This window comes from Anabaena sphaerica FACHB-251 (assembly GCF_014696825.1).
In the GTDB taxonomy this organism is placed as follows: domain Bacteria; phylum Cyanobacteriota; class Cyanobacteriia; order Cyanobacteriales; family Nostocaceae; genus RDYJ01.
In genome coordinates, this window is the sequence record NZ_JACJQU010000038.1 from 1 (window position 1) to 19,921 (window position 19,921).

The 19,921-nt window shown below is 39.5% G+C and carries 15 protein-coding genes, 1 tRNA gene and 1 pseudogene; 8 read left to right on the top strand and 9 right to left on the bottom strand.

Annotated elements, in window-relative coordinates:
* Nucleotides 1-227 precede the first annotated feature (227 nt).
* From glyQ to H6G06_RS26660, 7 genes are all read left to right on the top strand, one after another.
* Nucleotides 228-1,106, top strand: coding sequence for a glycine--tRNA ligase subunit alpha (gene glyQ / locus H6G06_RS26630; protein ID WP_190565068.1), 879 nt, complete (start codon nucleotides 228-230; stop codon nucleotides 1,104-1,106).
* A 76-nt stretch (nucleotides 1,107-1,182) separates the two neighbouring features.
* A complete protein-coding gene (locus tag H6G06_RS26635) occupies nucleotides 1,183-1,668 on the top strand; it encodes a DUF4079 domain-containing protein (protein WP_190565082.1) in 486 nt (161 codons plus the stop codon).
* Between the two features lie 149 nt (nucleotides 1,669-1,817).
* Nucleotides 1,818-4,175: a ComEC/Rec2 family competence protein gene (locus H6G06_RS26640; RefSeq protein ID WP_190565069.1), complete on the top strand. Its 2,358-nt coding sequence runs from the start codon at nucleotides 1,818-1,820 to the stop codon at nucleotides 4,173-4,175.
* A 93-nt stretch (nucleotides 4,176-4,268) separates the two neighbouring features.
* Nucleotides 4,269-4,353, top strand: a tRNA-Ser gene (locus H6G06_RS26645).
* A 357-nt stretch (nucleotides 4,354-4,710) separates the two neighbouring features.
* Nucleotides 4,711-6,519, top strand: a complete 1,809-nt coding sequence (gene proS, locus H6G06_RS26650; protein WP_190565070.1) for a proline--tRNA ligase — start codon at nucleotides 4,711-4,713, stop codon at nucleotides 6,517-6,519.
* Between the two features lie 82 nt (nucleotides 6,520-6,601).
* Nucleotides 6,602-7,099, top strand: coding sequence for a GUN4 domain-containing protein (locus H6G06_RS26655; protein WP_190565071.1), 498 nt, complete (start codon nucleotides 6,602-6,604; stop codon nucleotides 7,097-7,099).
* Between the two features lie 457 nt (nucleotides 7,100-7,556).
* Nucleotides 7,557-8,171 carry a GerMN domain-containing protein gene (locus H6G06_RS26660; protein WP_190565072.1) on the top strand — a complete coding sequence of 205 codons (615 nt, stop codon included), beginning with the start codon at nucleotides 7,557-7,559 and terminating at the stop codon, nucleotides 8,169-8,171.
* Nucleotides 8,172-8,251: 80 nt separating this feature from the next.
* Here the strand turns inward: H6G06_RS26660 and H6G06_RS26665 are convergent, their stop codons facing one another.
* The 3 genes from H6G06_RS26665 to efp all read right to left on the bottom strand — a co-directional run bounded on the left by H6G06_RS26665 (nucleotide 8,252) and on the right by efp (nucleotide 10,118).
* Nucleotides 8,252-8,596, bottom strand: a complete 345-nt coding sequence (locus H6G06_RS26665) for an ArsR/SmtB family transcription factor (protein WP_190565073.1) — start codon at nucleotides 8,594-8,596, stop codon at nucleotides 8,252-8,254.
* Nucleotides 8,597-8,663: 67 nt separating this feature from the next.
* Nucleotides 8,664-9,200 carry an acetyl-CoA carboxylase biotin carboxyl carrier protein gene (gene accB / locus H6G06_RS26670; RefSeq protein WP_190565074.1) on the bottom strand — a complete coding sequence of 179 codons (537 nt, stop codon included), beginning with the start codon at nucleotides 9,198-9,200 and terminating at the stop codon, nucleotides 8,664-8,666.
* Nucleotides 9,201-9,560: 360 nt separating this feature from the next.
* On the bottom strand, nucleotides 9,561-10,118 hold the full coding sequence (gene efp, locus H6G06_RS26675; protein ID WP_190565075.1) for an elongation factor P: 558 nt from the start codon (nucleotides 10,116-10,118) through the stop codon (nucleotides 9,561-9,563).
* Between the two features lie 223 nt (nucleotides 10,119-10,341).
* On the opposite strand from efp, the gene H6G06_RS26680 reads away from it, so the two are divergent.
* On the top strand, nucleotides 10,342-11,448 hold the full coding sequence (locus H6G06_RS26680) for a peptidylprolyl isomerase (RefSeq protein ID WP_190565076.1): 1,107 nt from the start codon (nucleotides 10,342-10,344) through the stop codon (nucleotides 11,446-11,448).
* A gap of 232 nt (nucleotides 11,449-11,680) precedes the next feature.
* On the opposite strand, the gene H6G06_RS26685 is transcribed toward H6G06_RS26680, so the two are convergent.
* The 6 genes and pseudogenes from H6G06_RS26685 to H6G06_RS26710 all read right to left on the bottom strand — a co-directional run.
* Complete coding sequence (locus tag H6G06_RS26685) at nucleotides 11,681-12,676, bottom strand: phage tail protein (protein ID WP_190565077.1); 996 nt, start codon at nucleotides 12,674-12,676, stop codon at nucleotides 11,681-11,683.
* A 22-nt stretch (nucleotides 12,677-12,698) separates the two neighbouring features.
* A complete protein-coding gene (locus H6G06_RS26690; protein WP_190565078.1) occupies nucleotides 12,699-14,930 on the bottom strand; it encodes a putative baseplate assembly protein in 2,232 nt (743 codons plus the stop codon).
* Nucleotides 14,931-14,974: 44 nt separating this feature from the next.
* Nucleotides 14,975-15,412, bottom strand: coding sequence for a GPW/gp25 family protein (locus tag H6G06_RS26695; protein ID WP_190565079.1), 438 nt, complete (start codon nucleotides 15,410-15,412; stop codon nucleotides 14,975-14,977).
* Nucleotides 15,413-15,502: 90 nt separating this feature from the next.
* Nucleotides 15,503-17,389, bottom strand: a complete 1,887-nt coding sequence (locus H6G06_RS26700) for a VgrG-related protein (RefSeq protein ID WP_190565080.1) — start codon at nucleotides 17,387-17,389, stop codon at nucleotides 15,503-15,505.
* A gap of 107 nt (nucleotides 17,390-17,496) precedes the next feature.
* Complete coding sequence (locus H6G06_RS26705; RefSeq protein ID WP_190565081.1) at nucleotides 17,497-18,168, bottom strand: CIS tube protein; 672 nt, start codon at nucleotides 18,166-18,168, stop codon at nucleotides 17,497-17,499.
* A gap of 41 nt (nucleotides 18,169-18,209) precedes the next feature.
* Nucleotides 18,210-19,921: pseudogene (locus tag H6G06_RS26710) on the bottom strand (hypothetical protein); the annotation flags it as partial.

Here is a 19,921-nt window from a genome sequence, read left to right on the forward strand (position 1 = left end):
GTATACTGTCTTTCAAACTATAATATTTTCAAGGTTCGGTGTCCTTCCGAGTTCGCTTTGCGGCGTTCTCTCTCCGGCACTTATTCAATATAGCGAACCTCCTTTTGAATGTCAACTACTTTTTCCATCTTTTTTGGGAAATTTTTTTTTAACGGCTCAAAGCTGCTCAGAATGTTGGGTTTAGGCAACAATGGTTTAGGCATTGTTGACTCAAGGAAGAGTAGATAGTGAATTTTCAATCAGTAATAGCGGTTTTACATCAGTTTTGGGGTCAGCGCGGCTGCTTGATTGCTCAACCTTATGACATGGAGAAGGGAGCAGGCACTAAGAACCCCCATACTTTTTTAAGGGCTTTGGGTCCAGAACCCTGGTCTGTGGCTTACGTTGAACCCTGCCGCCGTCCCACAGATGGACGTTATGGCGACAACCCAAATCGGTTTCAACATTATTATCAGTATCAAGTTCTGATTAAACCTTCACCAGATAATATCCAAGATATATATCTTGATTCTTTAAGGGCTTTGGGTATCCGTCCAGAAGATCATGATGTGCGGTTTGTGGAAGATAACTGGGAAGATGCGACTGTGGGGGCTTGGGGTACGGGTTGGGAAGTTTGGTTAGATGGGATGGAAATTACTCAATTTACCTATTTTCAACAGTGTGGGGGTATTGATTGCCGCCCGGTGTCGATTGAGATTACTTATGGGTTAGAGCGACTGGTGATGTACCTTCAGCAAGTGGAGGCTATTACTAAAATCCAATGGACGGACAACATTACTTATGGTGATGTTCATCTTCAGGGTGAGATTGAGCAGTGTACTTACAACTTTGAAGCGTCGAATCCTGAGATGTTGCTGAATCTGTTCAATATATATGAGCAGGAAGCTTTTCAATTAACGGAACGAGGATTGGTTTTACCCAGCTTGGACTATGTGATTAAGTGTTCCCATACGTTTAATTTGCTGGATGCAAGAGGTGTAATTTCGGTGACGGAACGAACTCGCTACATTACTAGGATTCGGCATTTGGCGAGGAAAGTTGCTCATTTATATGTTGAGCAGAGGGAGAAGTTAGGTTTCCCGCTGCTGAAAAATGCCGTCAGTTGAACAATAGGCATTGAATTTTTTCACCCCCCTTTCCTGGGGGGTCATGGTTGAAAGTACAAACAGTGGTGTGTGTCAGATGATAAATGTAAGTGAAGCTTTAGAACCTATTGCTGCTTGGTTTCGTTCTCTGGGTGTTCCTGAACCGGTTGTGCATTGGGGACATCCGGTGATGATGGGGATTGTGATTTTTGTTGTGGGTAGTTTTGTGGGTGTGTCTGGTTGGCGAGGAAAACTGTTACAAGAGAAAGATAAAGATGCTGCTGTTAAAAGTAGAAGCTCCCATCGTCAGTTAGCACCTTGGTTATTTATATTCTTGGCGGGTGGTTATACAGGTGGTGTATTGTCGTTGGTGATGCAGCATCAACCTCTGTTTGAAAGTCCGCATTTTTGGACTGGTTCTGTTGTGCTGTTGCTGTTGCTGGTTAATGGTGCAATTTCTTTGAGTGGGTTTTTTGGCGATAAAGCAGCTTTGCGGGTGGTTCATGCTTATTTGGGAAGTACAGCACTTTTGATTTTGTTTGTTCATGCTGTATTAGGATTTAATTTAGGTATATCTTTGTAAGCTTGGTTTTATCAACTTTATATATTTTGTTGGGTTGCGCTGTCGCTTAACCCAACCTACAATTATTTTTTTAACTAAACTGGATTTGTTTATATAGGTTTGTTTATATATGAATTTTATTCACTGGGTGCTTTGGTAATTACAGTTTTATGATGCAGAGTAGTGGCGTTATTATTTGTTTGTCCTATATTTTAGGTTTGCTGTTTACAGCAGTTCCTTGGGGTGGTGCATGGATTTTGGGACTGGGGATATTAGGAGCAATTTTTTTTCGTGCAAGTTATATTAGTCTGTGGAAATTTGCTCAGAAAGGTGAAAAGTCCATCACCAAAGCTAAGGCAGGGACTAATACTCCGCTGAATACTCCTCATCCTAGAGTATGGCTTATAGCTGGACTGGTGGGGTTGTTGGCAACTCTGTATTTTCAATTGCGGATACCCCAACCAGGAGAAAAAGATATTAGTCAGTTTGTTTCTGCTGAAAATAATAGCAATCAAGAACAGTTAGTAATTGTGCGTGGGGAAGTTGCAGGTACTCCCCGTTTAACTCGCAGTCAAAGAGGGCAATTTTGGCTGGAAGCGACGCAGCTAGATGAAGTTAAAAATGATCAAGGTCCTGCAAGTGTACCAAAAGGGGTGACGGGTAAATTATATGTAACTGTGCCTATTCTTCAGTCTACTGGTTTATATCCTGGTCAACAAATTGCTGTGACTGGGATGTTATATAAACCTAAAGCGGCATCAAACCCTGGTGCTTTTGATTTTCAGAAGTATCTGAAGCAGGAAGGTACTTTTGCGGGTTTGGTTGGTAAACAGATCAATTTTATTGATGAAGATAGAAAATGGGGATGGTGGCAAATTCGGGAACAAATTGTGCGATCGCAAGTTCGTTGGTTGGGTGTTCCTGAAGGTCCTTTAGTTAGTGCAATGGTTTTGGGTAGTAAGGCTGTTGATTTACCTTATGATATTCGTGATTTATTTGTAAAGGTTGGTTTAGCTCACGCTTTAGCTGCTTCGGGTTTTCAAACTTCCCTAATTTTGGGTGTAATTTTACAACTCACTAGACGAGCAAAAAAGGGAACGCAGATTATTTTTGGTGCGTTGGGTTTAATTACTTTCTTGTGTTTAGCTGGGTTTCAAGCTGCGATTCTGAGAGCAGTAATTATGGGTTTTGCAGCATTAATTGGTTTGGCTTTGGACAGGAAAGTTCAACAATTAGGATCTTTGCTGTTGGCAGCTACGCTATTATTGTTATTTAATCCTCTTTGGATTTGGGATTTAGGTTTTCAACTTAGTTTTTTGGCTACTTTGGGGTTAATTGTTACAGCCACACCAATAACTAAACGTTTGGATTGGCTGCCACCTGCGATCGCTGCTTTAATTTCTGTTCCTCTAGCTGCAACAATTTGGACTCTACCGCTACTTTTACAGGTTTTTAGTGTGGTTGCAGTTTACAGTGTGCCATTGAATATTATCACTACTCCATTAATTTCTGTGATTAGTATCGGTGGCATGATTAGCGGTTTGGCAAGTTTAATTTTACCAGATTTAGGAAGCACTTTAGCAAGTTTCTTATATTATCCAACTCATTGGTTAATTCAATTAGCAGAATTTTTTGCTGATCTGCCAGGAAGCTCGGTGGCAGTTGGTAGTATATCTACTTGGCAAATGATAGTAATTTATGGATTAATCATCTCTACTAGGTTGTTACGTTGGTGGCAAAAAAGATGGTGGTTTGCGGGTTTAATGGCTATTGTTTTAGTGATAATTCCTGTTTGGCATTCTACAAATAATTTATTACGCATCACATTATTAGCAACCGATAAAGAACCAGTTTTGGTAATTCAAGATCAAGGAAAAGTTACTTTAGTTAATAGCGGTGATGAAGGTACAGGACGTTTCACTATTTTACCTTTTCTACAACAACAGGGGATTAATCAAATTGATTCGACAATTTCTAGTAAATTTTTAGGCAATGAGAATGATGCTTGGCTAGAAATCATGGAAAGTTTACGTATTAATAATTTTTATGCTTATACCTCTAAATCAGAAAATAATATTGAAACTCAATCTATTCAACAAAAACTGCAAAAGTATAAAGGAATTTATCAGCCTTTAACATTAGGTCAGACTGTAAATACTGGTGCTATAATTGCCCAATTCATCAATGACAAATCACCGATTTTAAAATTGCAAATTTTTGGACAAAATTGGTTATTAGTAGGTAGTGTCAAGTCTCAACAAATAACACAGCTACTTAAAAGTGGTGATTTGTCTCGTCCACAGGTGCTTTGGTGTCCATCAGAATCTTTACAAGATTTGGTTGTGGCACTGCAACCACAAGTGGCAATAGCATCTGCTAATAACCTTGACAGCAAAACTTTATCCGCTTTAAGCAAAGGACAAACAAAACTGTTCTTTACAGGTAGAGATGGCGCGATTCAATGGACTCCCAAGGGTGACTTTGAAGCTTTCATCCAAGTCACAGAAAACAAATCTTCGGATTTGTAACAAGTTGATGAATGAAGATGCTATAATTCTGGATGATATAAAATAGCATCACCCTTATTCACTAAATTCAGTGAATCATGTGAATAAATATTTGGAGAGGTGTCCGAGTGGTTGATGGTGACGCACTCGAAATGCGTTTTGGGGCAACTCAACGGGGGTTCGAATCCCCCCCTCTCCGTTATCTGATAGTTGCAAAGGCAGCAAACTGCCTTATAAAATATATATTCTGTTTCTGCTTTTAGCCCAGAGAATACCAGACAATAAATTATCCTATCTTGTGGGATGGGCATCCTGGCCTTCGTTGATGATTAGCGGGCTTTTCGTCCAGCACCACAAGAAATTTTGGGAAAATTTTTTATTTGGAAGTTCCTAACGTTTTCTTGACTTTCAGCTTGTAGGGTGACTGTTAAGGTGTCGGGAAAGGGTAAAAAAGTAGGACAAAATTAGAAGTGTCAGGCAATCATAAATGTTTATATAGTTGCTATTGATTTAGTGTCATCTGCTTTATAAACAAATTAGCAATAAAGGAAAAACGATGCGACTATCACAAATGTTATTTGTTACACTGCGGGATGATCCAGCAGATGCGGAAATTCCCAGCCATAAACTTTTACTCCGCGCAGGTTATATCCGTCGCATCGGTAGCGGTGTCTATGCTTATCTTCCTTTAATGTGGCGAGTTTTGCAAAAAGTTTCCCAAATAGTCCGGGAAGAAATGAACGCCACCGGCGCACAAGAATGTTTATTACCGCAGTTACAACCGTCTGAGTTATGGAAAGAGTCGGGACGCTGGGATACTTATACGAAAGCTGAGGGGATCATGTTTTCTCTCATCGACAGAAGGGAACAGCAATTAGGACTTGGTCCAACTCACGAGGAAGTAATTACAACTGTTGCCCGTGATATGATTCGCTCATATCGGCAATTACCGCTTCATCTTTATCAAATTCAAACTAAATTTCGTGATGAAATTCGTCCTCGTTTCGGTTTAATGCGGGGTAGAGAATTTATCATGAAAGATGGTTATTCTTTCCATGCTGATGAGGAAAGTCTGAAAAAAACCTACCAGGATATGTACCAAGCATACAGTAATATGCTACGCCGTTCTGGTTTGGCCTTTCGTGCGGTGGAAGCTGACTCTGGTGCTATTGGTGGTTCTGGTTCGACAGAATTTATGGTGTTAGCAGATGCGGGAGAAGATGAAGTTCTCTACACCGAAGATGGGAAATATGCAGCGAATGTAGAAAAAGCGGTTTCTTTACCTGTGGATGCAGAAATTTCACCTTTTACCAACTTTGAAAAACGGGAAACACCAGGAACAGACACAATAGAAAAACTTTGCGAGTTTCTCAAATGTTCTCCTACCCAAATTGTAAAAAACGTTTTATATCAAACTATTTATGACAACGGTTTGACTGTTTTGGTATTGGTAAATATTCGGGGTGATCAGGAAGTTAATGAAGTCAAATTACAAAACGAATTGACTAAATTAGCTTCCCAATTCGGTGGTAAAACTATCCTTTCTTTCAGTGTACCTAGTACAGAAACAATTGCAACCTGGTCTGCAAAATCTTTACCTTTAGGTTACATTGCACCAGATATTGCTGATGATTATATTGCTGGTAGTAAACAGGTAAATTCAAAATTTGTGCGGTTGGTGGATAAAACTGCTGTGGAGTTAAATAACTTTGTCACTGGTGCAAATGAAAGCGGTTTCCATGTAGTTGGTGCAAATTGGGGTGAGCAGTTTAAATTACCTGAATTAGTAGTAGATATTCGGAAGGCCAAATTAGGCGATCGCTCTGTTCACGACCCAACCCAAACCCTACAAACAGCTAGAGGTATCGAAGCCGGTCACATTTTTCAACTCGGTACAAAATACTCTCAAGCTATGGGCGCAACTTATACTAGTGAACAAGGGGAAGAAAAACCTTTAATTATGGGTTGTTATGGTGTGGGTGTGTCCCGTTTAGCACAATCAGCGGTTGAGCAATCTTATGATAAAGATGGGATAATTTGGCCAGTAGCGATCGCACCTTATCACGCTATTATCTCGATTCCCAATGTGAACGATAAGCAACAAGTGGAAATAGCCGAAAAACTCTACACAGAACTGAATAAAGCAGGTGTAGAAACGTTGCTCGATGACCGTAACGAACGAGCCGGAGTTAAGTTTAAAGATGCAGATTTAATCGGCATTCCCTTTAGACTTGTTACAGGTAGAGCGATCGCTAATGGTAAAGTTGAAGTTGTAAAACGGGCAAACCGTGAATCTCAAGAAATCGCCATTGACGAAGTTGTAAATACATTACAACAATGGATTAAAGACGCGATAGAAAGCTAAAATTAAACTCTTGGGTGGTGGGCAACTTGCCCACCCTGATCAGCTAAATTTTGATAAATGTAGAACACAAATTTCAAATATTATGAATACAAATAAATTAGTTTTAGCAGCAGATGTTGACGCTCAAAAACTAGATACACTATTAGCAGCAGGTAACTGGAAAGAAGCAGACTATGAAACAGCAAGAATAATTCTGAAAATAGCAAAAAGAGAAAAAGAAGGTGTTTTAGGATTAGAAGATATTAAAAACTTTCCCATTGAAATCCTATTGATGATTGATCAATTGTGGGTAAAATACAGCAATGGTCACTTCGGTTTTTCTATCCAGAGACAGATTTATCAAAGTTTAGGAGGAACACAAAAAGATTATCAAAAAACTTGGCAAGCTTTTTGTGAGCAAATAGGATGGAGACAAGCAGGAAAATGGTTAAACTACAAAGATATTGATTGTAATTTAACAGCACCAAAAGCCCACCTTCCTAGTCGTGCTTGGGGGTGTATAGTGGCGTGGTGGTGGGTAGTTCAGTGGAATGAAGCTATATTAGCGAGGATTTATCTTCTCTCTCATCCAGATTTGTAAATTAAAGTTGTGTAAATATTCACCCACCTATTTCAGGAACTTGCTATTGAGAAACTGATTAATACATTCAAGAGTGTATTCAAGGAGCAAGCAAAAGTACACAGAAGTTTAGCTACTTCATACTTATGGATATTGAATTTCACCAACAATAAGGATGCAGGGTATTAAATATCTGCTCATCAACGCTCTTAGTATCCGTATTTCAAGAATCGATTATATTTACATCAAAGTTGATGTGACGGACTATATCTGTCAACCTAAAATTAAAGATGAGATAAAGTTACTATGGGTGCAAGATTATAAATTGCTAAAACAGGCAAAATACAAAGTCAGCAGAATTTTCACACATTAAGGCATCTTTAGATTTTAAGAAACTACCCAAGCATCCGTATCTTCTTTAACCAGGCTGCTCCTCTCTGTAACACTATTTCAGCCCTTTGTCAAGCAGGTTTTATATATGAATGAGCAACAAAGAAATAACCGTAATATTTCTTCAGGTGTAATAGCGACCGTCTCAGCTGCGGTTGTAGCGGTAAGTGGTGGGGTAGCTTGGTTGACTTCCCAAACTCCTGAGACTCCCATACCAGGAAACCCCTCTCAAAGCATTAGACAGCCCCAACAGCCATTAACTACCCAACCAGGGAACGAACAAACGGCTAATATATATTGGCTCAAACCAACGGAAAAAAGCTTTGAGTTAGTTCCTCAGCCGATAAAAATTGCTGCCGCACAGCCCAACCAAGCTTTAGAATCCGCTTTCAAAACTTTGTTAGCAGGTCCAACGGAAGGTACAGATTCCACTACTATTCCCAAAGGTACTAAACTGCTAGGAATGAAAGTGGAAAATAATGAAGTCCACGTTAATTTATCAGAAGATTTTACAAGTGGTGGTGGTAGTGCCTCAATGGTTGGTCGTGTAGGTCAGGTTGTCTACACCGCTACAACTTTAAATCCTCAAGCCAAGGTGTACATTGATGTGAATGGCAAGCCTTTGGAAGTTTTGGGTGGTGAAGGTGTGGAAATAGAACAACCACTAACTCGCACAACCTTTAACCAAAATTATCCTCTTTAGTTAGTAGTTAGTAGTCAGTAGTCAGTAGTCAGTGGTTGATTAATTTTTTTTTCAACTGACAACTGACAAAAGACAACTGACTAATTCTTATTTAAAACTCTAAAGCTGCGGGCTTGCTCTTCTAACCTTGTTGCGAGGCGATTACAAACCCGATTACATAGCTCAAAAATCATTTCATCTTCCACCCGATAGTAAGCACAAGTTCCTTCACTGCGGCGGCTAAGGATTCCGGCTTGCCACATTACTTTTAGGTGCTTCGATACATTTGCCTGAGATGTTTGTGTTGCCTTTACCAACTCTTGCACGCATTTTTCCTCATCCCGTAGCAAGTGTAACAGCCGTAGACGCATTGGCTCACTTAACAGGCTGAAGTATTCGGCTACTTGTTGCACTACTTCTGGTGGTACAGGCAACGCTTGTTTCATCAGGATTAACCCGTAAGTATTTCAGAGTTTTTACAAAGACTCATCATGATCATATAGATATTAATACTTAATCGGGGTTAATTCGCATCAAAGGTTGACCATATTCTACAGGTTCGCCATTTTGAACGAGAATTTCCATCACCTGTCCAGAGACTTCGGCTTCGATTTCGTTCATCAGCTTCATGGCTTCGATGATACAGACTGATTGACCAACCTTAACGCGATCGCCCACTTCCACAAATGGCGCTTCACCCGGTGCAGGTGCGCGATAAAACGTTCCTACCATCGGGGACTGCACCTCTACCAATCTAGCTGACGACGCATTCACCGCTAAAGGTGATTGACCTCCAGCAGCAGAATTATCACGGCTTGTCGCCGCTTCTGGTAGCTGTGTGGGTGCTGTCTGGTTCCCGGTTGGTGAAACCGATGTCAATCCCGAACCAACCAGACCGCCTAGCGTTGCTTGACCTACCGACAGTACAGAATTGTTCACACCTTTACGCACTGTTAGCTCAAAGTCATCGCTTTTGAGCGTTACTTCGGTAATATCCGTTTGTGCAATAGTTGCTAATAGTTGGCGGATTTCATTAAAGTCTAATGGCACAGTATTTTTTACCTCGACCTAAGCATAAATCAGAATCTTATACCATTTTGGATTTTGGATTTTGGATTTTGGATTGTGAAAGTCCTGTTATATTAAGCTTTTCATCTTTCCATCCATCGCCATTATTTTTCAAATTGGTATTAAGTGTAGTAGTGAACAAGCATTTAATCATGGATACCAGATAACTGAGAGTGATCAATACACTTGAAGAGGGCTAAATGTTGTTCATTTCTCCCATTCAGGAGGTAATACCGAGAAAATTTGTTTTATTTCTGGGTATTACGGGAGATTGTTCATTTCTCCTACCTCGCTGGATGACAAGGGCTGGAAATTGATCTTGGATATCCACAAAAATGCGGCTTATTCCCTGCCTAAATATTTATCTTCTCTGGTATCTATCTTGATCCGTTCACCTTGAGAAATAAACAGGGGAACCATGACAGTTGCACCAGTTTCCACCTTCGCCGGTTTGGTACCACCTGTGGCAGTATCACCTTTAACGCCGGGGTCTGTTTCAATCACTTGGAGAACCACAGAATTAGGTAGTTCAACTTCTAGCACTTGTTCGCCCCAACGAATAACGTTGACTTCCATACCTTCCTTGAGGTACTTTACGCGATCGCCAATTTGTGCAGTAGTTAATCTACCTTCTTCATAGGTTTCCATATCCATAAAGACGAATTCTTCACCCTCTTTATAGGTATGTTGCATCGTGATTTTTTCCAAAGTAGCTTGGGGTACAGTTTCCCCAGCCCGGAAGGTTTTTTCTACCACGCTACCATTCTGGACATTTTTCAGCTTAGTTCTCACAAAAGCAGAACCTTTACCGGGCTTAACGTGGAGAAACTCAACTACTCGCCATACAGATCCGTCTAGGACAATAGAAACACCGGGTCGAAAGTCATTACTAGAAATCATGAAACTTGCAAATTTGGGAAGACAGTCGGCATTTATTGTACCTGTAATTAGTCATTGGGAACAGGGAATAGGCAGGAGGAGGCAGAAGGCAGGAGTTTTTCAATTATGAATTATGAATTGATTTGTCTCCAATTCCCAATCCCTAATCCCTAGTCCCCAATATGGGAAGATTAATGATGGGTTACTTCCAGTCAAAAATTTGATGCTGCATTTGAGAAATTCCATGTTTAACTTCATAAAGTCCTGGCTGAAATACAGCCTCAAGACCATACTGCTGGTAACGGTACTTATAGGCATAAGTACAGCTGGGTGGACTCCCTGTAGTTACGCTGCCCTGCCATCTGGTAACGCTATCACCGATGGTAAAGCCCTGTTACGGTATGCACTCCCCATTGATAATCAACCAGTACGCAAACTGCAAGCTAGTTTAGAAGATATTTCTAACCAACTGCGTGCTAATAAGCGGTGGGGTGCGGTTTCCAGAGACCTCAGCCAAGCATCACGGATTCTCGATAAACCCTCCCAAATCTTAACAAGCGTTCCCCAAGAACGCCAACCCCAAGCCGAAGCTTGGATGACTGAGTTAAAATCTGGCATAGCAGAACTGCAAGAAGTAGTCAAAAACAAACAAAAAGACCCTATCCTTGAAGGTAGAGCTAAATTACTCAAACTTGTTAGCTTGCTAGAAGAGTCAATGGTGAAAGAATTTCCCTTTGAAGTTCCTGCTAAGTACAGTAATTTACCTCAACTCAAAGGTCGCGCTACTATTGCCATTAAAACAAACAAAGGGGATCTCACTGTAGTGGTAGATGGTTACAGCGCCCCTGTTACTGCTGGTAACTTTGTCGATTTAGTACAACGAGGTTTTTATAACGGTTTAGAATTTACCCGTTCTGAAGAATCTTACGTATTGCAAACCGGAGATCCAAAAGGTAAAGAAGTCGGTTTTATTGATCCAAACACTGGCAAATATCGGGCTATTCCTTTAGAAATTTTGGTAGAAGGTGAAAAAGAACCCACCTACAGCATTACTCTTGAAGATGCTGGGCGTTATCTTGATATGCCAGTATTGCCTTTTTCGTCCTTTGGTGCATTAGCAATGGCACGTCCTGAAGGTGATGTAGATGGTGCTTCTTCTCAATTTTTCTTTTTCCTTTTTGAACCAGAACTTACACCCGCTGGACGCAATCTTTTGGATGGTCGCTATACAGTTTTTGGCTATCTGACAGAGGGTAAAGACATTTTAGATACCCTCAAAGCTGGTGACACAATTGAATCTGCAACTGTTGTTCAAGGAATTGAAAATTTAGTTCAGCCGCCAGCAGCATAATTATAGTTCTTAGTTGGTGCTTTAGCACTAAAGTGCCAACTACAAACCTAACCTAAATTCCCAGACATTTTCGCGTGGTTTCGATTTTTTTGGCTCTGAGTCATGGCTGGTAACAGAGGATGTCATATCATATTCGTTTGAATAGTTATCATATTTGTGAGGACAGGCAAAAGGCACTCATGCAAAAGGGTAGAGAAAAAAAGTTATTACAAGTAATTAGTCGAACATGATGTCACAAGTTGTTGATTTCTAAATCGTAAGTACAAAAAGCAGGTTTTTGGCGTTCAATCATATCCCTCACTAATCCTTCATCAATTTGATTTGATGGTTCCAAATCCAGTTCTACAATGAAATGATAGGGACGACCACCCCCTAACATTGAGTCTTCACCTATGTATGTTGATCCCAGGACAAAACCTTGCTCAAAAATTTCTCTAATCTGAATTTGTTCTAAAGGTAAGCCTGTATAAAGATGCAAGTACAAACGCAAACCATACCGAGTACCATGCCAACGATAAAGGATGATTGCATTGCGGATCAGATGCCGTTGTCTTTCAATATCCCAACGGTTATCCATTTCCCAACCTACCCAATGAGCGAGAAAGGGAAGTAAAGCTTTGGGCGCTGTAATAGGGTCTAGATATGCCCAAAGTGTATCAAGAGTTTGAACTGCGGGGTCAAAAGCTTGCTCTAAAATGCTCACAAATCGCCCGATAAAGTCTACTTCTCTATACAATGTAGGTAAAAAATTCAGATAAGTATTGTTAGGACGAACTAAAAGGTGAAAAATTCGATATTGTATGAGTTGTGGTTCTCTACCTTCATCTATATAGATATAAATTTGACTTTGGTAATTAATTTGTAATAGTGGATTTTCGGGATTTAAGATTAATTGATTTTCAAAAAAGTCAACTTTAACCTTGAAGTTGATTACTCTTTCAACTATTTGGTTAGGTGCGATTTCTTCAAAATTTGGTTGAGTCCACTCACACCAATCATAGGGAAAATCACCGACAATTCTCAGTTGCCATTGTAGTGGACGATTTGCTACATTTACCAGCCTCAACAACATTTGCCCCACTTCTCCAGGTCGGAGCAAAAGTTCATTATTAATTGGCTCGTCAGTTTTGCTATCTTTGAGTGTTAAGTTTGTTGATGCCGCCTCTTCTGGAGGTTGCATAGAAGTCAACGATATCGCTAAAATTTCACGGGAAATTGCTTGACTCATACTTTCTTAATTCTGCCCCAACTCAATCTCTAAATTCAATAATGTGACCCGATACCAGTTGAGGATGTGGATTATCCCAAGAACAAATCAGTCCCAAAGATCCAGGATCAATTTCTGGTTCTGGGATATCTGCACGAAACCAGTCGCCGCCAAATTTACGCAAACTGTATAATTTTACGACTCCAAGATAACGCACGCCCGGAATTTGGTGACAGACGGCAAAAATATCTGAAGGATAGACGCACCGACCTAATTCCCAACCTTGATGTTCAAGTCCGCCGATGAGTGGATTTAAAAAGCTGTATAAGGCTGATAGCAATTGAGAACGAATTGCTTCTTGATCCCGTGGGTTGTTGTACTGTGGTTCTAAAAATACTTCAGTTTCTACACTTACGCCCACATATTCTGGTGCTTCTAATTTTACTTGCACACCCAAAGGTTTGCGATCGCTCATGTAATCCAAAATTTCTGTTTTTAGTTGATTAGACAAATCAAAATATTCATCAGGGTGCATCCCCCGATGAAAATCAAAGTCGTCAATATCAACTTTTTTCGGTACAACCAATAACCGCACTATTCCGGCTGTAGTGTGTTCTGGTTTAGTTAGACTATGAACACGAGCGACCCCCCTGTTAGCTGCTGCCTTTGCAACTCGTTCAAAATCTTCTGGAGTAACCGCAGATTCACGAGTTCGCAGTAATTCTGGCACTCTAATCACAGCTTCATCTAGAGATTCAGCGTCAGTACCACCACGAGCCGGCTGATAATTGATTACGCTTTTCACATATGGAATAGAACTTTTGATGACTGTAATTTTACCTGCTTGGATGTTGCCCCAACTACCTCCACCTGTGCGGTATGCCATCATGTAAATTTCTGCTCCTAACGGGGGAACTTGACCATACTGTCTTTCCAAAACGACGTTACCACCATTAGATGTGGATTGTGGCTGTATGTAGGCGAAATTGCGCGTATCTACATTTTCCCTTCTGATGATTCTACCGACTGATTGAACTTGTCCCCTCTGCTGTGTCGCTTGTTGAAGTTGGCTCGGTTCTCGAACCAAGGGACCAAATTGGACTATCCCCGTTTGGGAATCAATAGTATAGTGTTCGTCTTCGGGATGAGAGCCACCAAAGTTAGGAACTTCTAACCAATCTTGAATTCCCCCTTCTACGGTTCTGATCTGAATGTACTCTCCTTGTTCTCGGACTCGCTCTAGACTAAGTTGGCTTTGCAATGCAAATGACTGACCTGGTTTGCCATTGCTGATTCCCAGAAATTCATTTTCTACCCGGATACATTGGGTAGCATCAACCGCACCGCCAATGCTACGTGCAGCCAAACCAACTATGCTGGGAGAACGACTATAACTGGGTTGAGTTTCGCTAGGAACAGTGTAAATACAGCGTATCCAATGACCTCTATAGTTAGTGCCAAAATCCGTTTCTGGTAATTGTTGAGGTAAATGTAAAATTACATCTGCGCCTGCTAATGGGTCAGCAATTTCGCTAAAACTAAAACCCTTGGTTTTATCATCATCTTTAAGCCGCAGAATTGGCTGCCAATTGATTCCATTCCAGGCTTCCCACTGCCGGGGAGGAGCATCCGGGTTAATACCAGTAGTAGTGGCAGATTCTCCTTTGAAGGTGATAGCAATGACATTTCCTACTAGAGAATTTTCTGGATCTTCTAATATTAAATAAAAACAGTTACCTGGTATGACTTGCTCGAATAGGAATGTTTCTTCTAAGTTCTGCCATTGTCTATTATCGGGAGTGCGATCGCGCAATTGTTGGGGTATTTCTTCTTCTGTCTCCGCTGTTAGTAAATGCTTAATTTGGGGATTACCAATTACTAATTCACGATCAGTAGTGAAGATGACGGCTTCTTCAGTTTCCGTTCGCACTGTTGCTATTTCAGTTGAGAAAGGTATCCTCACCTCAGATGGCTGAGATATGGATAAGTAAAATGTTAGTTCACATCTAGCAGGTGTGGGAGGATTCAGGCGAATTCCCAGCAATTCCAAGAAAGTTACATAATTGCGACGGGGAACTTGATTGAATCTCAGCAACATTTGGTCTGTCAGCCAAGCAAACATTTCAATCAATGTAATTCCCGGATCACTAGGATTGTGATTTGTCCACTCAGGACAATAGCGAGGAATGCGAAGAATGCACTCTTCTACTAAATCTTTAAAAGTGCGGTCATCAAGATTTGATTTTGGTAGTTTGGGTAAAAAGTCAAAGTCCATTTTTAGTTGAGTAATTTGTTAATTATGTTTGTGATTTATATGGTCTATTCTTCCATTTCTTCTACCGATTCCTGTGATTCTAAATAAAAGGGATATACCAAACTACGAGGATCGGGACTATTTTTGGGTTGATATTCGATCACCACATCGACTTTACCCCTAATTGGATCAGGATCAGTGCGGACTCTTTTTAAGATGATGCGTGGTTCCCACATTTGCAAAGCTTCTTCAACATACCGACGAATCAATAACAAAGTCTGGATACTTAATGGCTCAAAGACTAAATCGGATAAGCGCGAACCAAAATTAGGGCGGTATACTCGTTCCCCTAAATCGGTGCGGAGAATGATCATAATAGACTCTTCAATATTTGATGTAGCCGCGCTAAGTTGGACTCCTCCCTGGACATTGACTCGTAAAGGAAAGGCAAATCCTGCACCAATGTAGTCAGGTTTTTGTAAGTTATCAATTTCGTCAAGCATATCAATTAATTTTCCTTCAACATTTCCAGAGATTGACAGCGTTCTAAATTTTTAATAGCTGCAATTAAATTCAAATTATGCGGTTCAGGTTTACAATGGTCGCGGCGGTATCATCGGCATTAATGGGTTAAATATAGTTGCCGCGCCAGCAAGTGTAATAGTAGGAGCTATAAGGGAAATATTGGTAGCAGATTTGATACTGATTGCACCAGCAGCATTGACATTAATTGCACCAGTGGCATTGATGTTAATTATACCGCTAGATGTCATATTCAAAATGTTGGTTACACCTATAGTACCTATGCTGATGCTGCCATTTATGTCATTTAGTGATATTTTCTGTTGTCTAGAGGTAGTAATTTCTACAGACCTACTGGTATCATCCATGCGGATTTTATGGCCTCCAATAGTTTCTAATTCAATAAATTTCTCGGTGTCGTTAAACCGCAGACAGTGACCGGCTGCCGTCTCGATATAATATCCCTGCTTTTCTTTACCATCATCATCAACAAATGTAACTTTGTGACCATGACGGGTTTTTTCCTCCCGGATACGTACTTTACCATTAACAACTGTGTCAGCTATTGTTCTAGGGGTAGGGTCTTGACTGTTCCAAACTCCACCAATAATGTAGGGACGGTGAATGTCTCCGTGTTCAAATCCTACCAGTACCTCATCGTTGATTTCTGGTAGCCAATACATTCCGCGATCGCTTCCTGCCCCCAGAGCCACTACTCTCGCCCAGTTGCTGTTATGATCTTCAGTGAGTGTAGGAAATTTGACTTTGACTCGACCCAGACCTTTGGGGTCTACATTATCAGTAACAATACCAACTAAAAGTGTTTGACCAGGTTGTAATTTAGTCTGAGGTGCAAGGGTACTTAATAAGTCTCCCCCCCGCAAACCCCGCACACTAAACTCTGTTATGTAAATGCGATCATGGTAAGTATGACGAGTTTCGGTAATGTAATATTTACCATCATGTTGTCCCATTTCTTTCAGATCGACGATTTTTCCAGGACGAATTAAAGTATCACCCTCAGCTTTAGCGTCAGCATAGATAAATTGTCCACCCAATTCATCACACAAAGCTTGCGCCATTGTATCGGCTTCTTTAATATTAAAAACTGGTTGATCCACCACAATCATTTTTGGTGTTGGTGGCTGTCCACTAAACTTATTACTCGTATCACTACCTTTACCATTTAGCGTATTGGTAATAAGTTTTGCTGCTTTTGCTGTAGATACAATTGCTTTTTTTGTATTGTAGTCCCAACCTCTGACTTCAACTTCCTTAACCTGTTCTGCACTTGTTACTCGTACCCGAAAACCATGCAAGTCTTTTAACCATTTGAGAGTTAATAATTCACTGTCAGCCTTGGGTTTACGAAAGTAGAGGTTGCCATTTTGAATATACAGTTCAAAGCCAATTCGTGCGGCTCGTTCCCGTAGAAACTCCATGTTAGTTTGATTTTCTTGAAAAACGTATTCATGGACAACACCACTGGGTTCAATAGTGCCAAGTTTTACTCCTGCTTCTTGAACTATTTTCTTGACAATATCACTATCAGTCATGTTTAGAAAAGAACGGTTATAACGTCCCCGATGTAAGCGATGGGAAACATCATAACCTTGAACTATGATAGGAGCTTGGGATTTGTCAGTGAAATGAGTATCAATAGCTGTAATTTCTCCTTGTATAATTTCTCCTTTTTTATCATTATTAAAATCTATAGACTCTGTAGTGCTGCCTTGAAAGCCAATAGTGACAGATTTACCAATTTGCAATAGATCCTTGTAGCGCCAAACTTGATCTTCAGTATGACCTGGATAGTAATCATTTTGGATGACTAGAGTAAACATTCCTGGACGATGCAGACTTTCTTCTATGGAAATCTGAAGAATATCATCCATTAATTGAGCAGGGGCATTTGCGCCATCTATTGTTAATGTTGGTAAAGCTCGATAAGTAGCCATAATCAATGAAAAACCCCAAATGTACTCTTGAAAAAATTGCCAAAGTTTTTATTACACTGAGAAGGGAAAATTTCGATTAAGCAGAATAATAAAAATTGTAATTATCATCACTTTTTTGTACTTTTGCTTTGAGGACTTTTACTTTGAGGACTTTTACTTTGAGGACTTTGACCTTGAGGACTTTGACTTTGAGGACTTTGACCTTGAGGACTTTGGGCTTGTTGGTTATTTCCACCTTGACGACTAGCTGGAGTATCTGACTGTCGAGTTGCAGCATCAGGAGATGGAGGAGCAACAGAAGCATTTTGTTGCTCTTCATCAGCTTCTTTGAGAGTTAAACTGTCAATAATAGCGCGGACTGGAGTTCCATCAGGTAAAAACATAGTTAATTTGTAGTCTAATTTTTCTACAAAACAACGCCGTAAATACTCTTTACTTCCCCAAGTAAAACTGTAAATAGGTGGTCGTTCTAACCCATTAACAAATTCAAGAGCTTTTTTGATAGGATCAATATATTTACTAACAACATCTTCACCATTTTCATAGGTGTCATATATAATTTTATTAATTGTAATCTTGTAAGCTTTTGTGTGAGAAAAACTAACTTTCGGTTGTCCTTTGCTCTGAGTACGCGCCCCAGAATTTTCAGCGGTTTCAACAATTCCATTGAAACATAACTCACTGGGATTGAACATGAAATTGATATCGTCTACTCCATCTTGTGATATCAACTTAGCTTTTACTAAATTACTTGATTGTGTTGATGTTGGTAATGCCATATTTTTATTGGTGTGAAAGGTTGAATTTCAGTTAATTTTAGTTACCAATTAATGCGCCCAGTGTAGTAATTACCCTGGAGTTCTCGCTCTATTTCAAAACGCCTTTTGAGCATTATATAGACTTCATTGCTGAGAGCTTGTAATCTATTATCGAGTAGAGAGGCTTCATTCATTTTTTCTAATGTACCTACTTTACCAATTTCAGAATTAGCAGTATGAGAAGTTAAGTTATATTTAGCATAAGTTCCATGACTTGAGGTAAAATTACTCATCCAAACCGGGTTTCCCATAAGTTTATTTCCTTGTCTTTCTTGCTCTAATTGTAATTTTTGTCTTAAAATTGTATAGATATATTGAGCTAAAGCTTCTAAATCTTCATCATTAATGGCAAAATTAGATGAACTAGTAGCTTGTGGTTGTTCAATGGAAACTAGAGGTTCATTCGTCGATTCGTCTTCTTTAATTTTACTATTATCTGCTGATTTTTGAAGATTTTCATCTCTTAATTCTGATGAACTTGATGATGTATTATTAGACTCTACATTGGAAGTATGAGCAGCATTATTATCACGTTTTTCTACCTCACTAGGGGGTAATTCTTCTACATTAAACTGATTATTTTTTGATTTTAATTTCTCTTCTGCTAGAAAATAATTAGTAAAATCTAAAGATTGCATAGAGGGAAGATCGTTATCATTTTTGTCGGAAGTTAGACTTAGTAAGTCGTCAATACTAGACCATGATTCAGTTATATTTCCATAAGATGGGGGATTTTTATTTTCTTTACCAAATTGTTCATTTTGTATTGAATTATCTTTTTTAAATAATTGTATAGGAGAAAAAATCTCAGGTTCTTTTGTTAATTTACTAGTAAAATTATTAGGATTTTCTAAAAAATGGGTTACTACTGGAGAAAATAGAAAATCAGATTTTTTACCTAATGGTAATTGTTGACCCAAGGGTTTAATACTAGAAATATTTTGAGTTTGTAATTGAGGTTGAACAGAAATTTCATCTACTGAATTTGCAGATGTTTGAGATTGAGTTTGTAACTGCTGTTGAACCGGAATTTCATCTACTGTATTTGCAGATGTTTGAGGTTGAGATGATAATTGAGGTTGAACCGGAATTTCATCTACTGTATCTATAGATATTTCTGGTTGAGGTTGAGTTGGTAATTTTGGTTGAACAGGAATTTCATCTACTGTAGTAGATATTTGTGGTTGAAGTTGAGTTGGTAATTTTGGTTGAACAGCAATTTCATCTACTGTAGTAGATATTTCGGTTTGAGGTTGAGTTGGTAATTTTGGTTGAACAGCAATTTCATCTACTGTAGTAGATATTTCGGTTTGAGGTTGAGTTGGTAATTGAGGTTGAACCGGAATTTCATCTACTGTATTTGTAGATATTTGTGGTTGAGGTTGAGTTGGTAATTTTGGTTGAACCGGAATTTTATCTACTGTATTTGTAGATATTTCGGTTTGAGGTTGAGTTGGTAATTTTGGTTGAACAGCAATTTCATCTACTGTATTTGTAGATATTTGTGGTTGAGGTTGAGTTGGTAATTTTGGTTGAACAGCAATTTCATCTACTGTATTTGTAGATATTTGTGGTTGAGGTTGAGTTGGTAATTTTGGTTGAACCGGAATTTCATCTACTGTAGTAGATATTTCGGTTTGAGGTTGAGTTGGTAATTGAGGTTGAACAGCAATTTCATCTACTGTATTTGTAGATATTTCGGTTTGAGGTTGAG

Coding starts and splice junctions, on each gene's coding strand:
- H6G06_RS26695 (WP_190565079.1), bottom strand. CDS start 15,412: ATGCTTGACGAAATTGATAACTTACAAAAACCTGACTACATTGGTGCA.
- H6G06_RS26640 (WP_190565069.1), top strand. CDS start 1,818: ATGATGCAGAGTAGTGGCGTTATTATTTGTTTGTCCTATATTTTAGGT.
- H6G06_RS26665 (WP_190565073.1), bottom strand. CDS start 8,596: ATGAAACAAGCGTTGCCTGTACCACCAGAAGTAGTGCAACAAGTAGCC.
- H6G06_RS26635 (WP_190565082.1), top strand. CDS start 1,183: ATGATAAATGTAAGTGAAGCTTTAGAACCTATTGCTGCTTGGTTTCGT.
- efp (WP_190565075.1), bottom strand. CDS start 10,118: ATGATTTCTAGTAATGACTTTCGACCCGGTGTTTCTATTGTCCTAGAC.
- H6G06_RS26680 (WP_190565076.1), top strand. CDS start 10,342: ATGTTTAACTTCATAAAGTCCTGGCTGAAATACAGCCTCAAGACCATA.
- H6G06_RS26690 (WP_190565078.1), bottom strand. CDS start 14,930: ATGGACTTTGACTTTTTACCCAAACTACCAAAATCAAATCTTGATGAC.
- H6G06_RS26655 (WP_190565071.1), top strand. CDS start 6,602: ATGAATACAAATAAATTAGTTTTAGCAGCAGATGTTGACGCTCAAAAA.
- H6G06_RS26660 (WP_190565072.1), top strand. CDS start 7,557: ATGAATGAGCAACAAAGAAATAACCGTAATATTTCTTCAGGTGTAATA.
- H6G06_RS26705 (WP_190565081.1), bottom strand. CDS start 18,168: ATGGCATTACCAACATCAACACAATCAAGTAATTTAGTAAAAGCTAAG.
- H6G06_RS26700 (WP_190565080.1), bottom strand. CDS start 17,389: ATGGCTACTTATCGAGCTTTACCAACATTAACAATAGATGGCGCAAAT.
- H6G06_RS26685 (WP_190565077.1), bottom strand. CDS start 12,676: ATGAGTCAAGCAATTTCCCGTGAAATTTTAGCGATATCGTTGACTTCT.
- proS (WP_190565070.1), top strand. CDS start 4,711: ATGCGACTATCACAAATGTTATTTGTTACACTGCGGGATGATCCAGCA.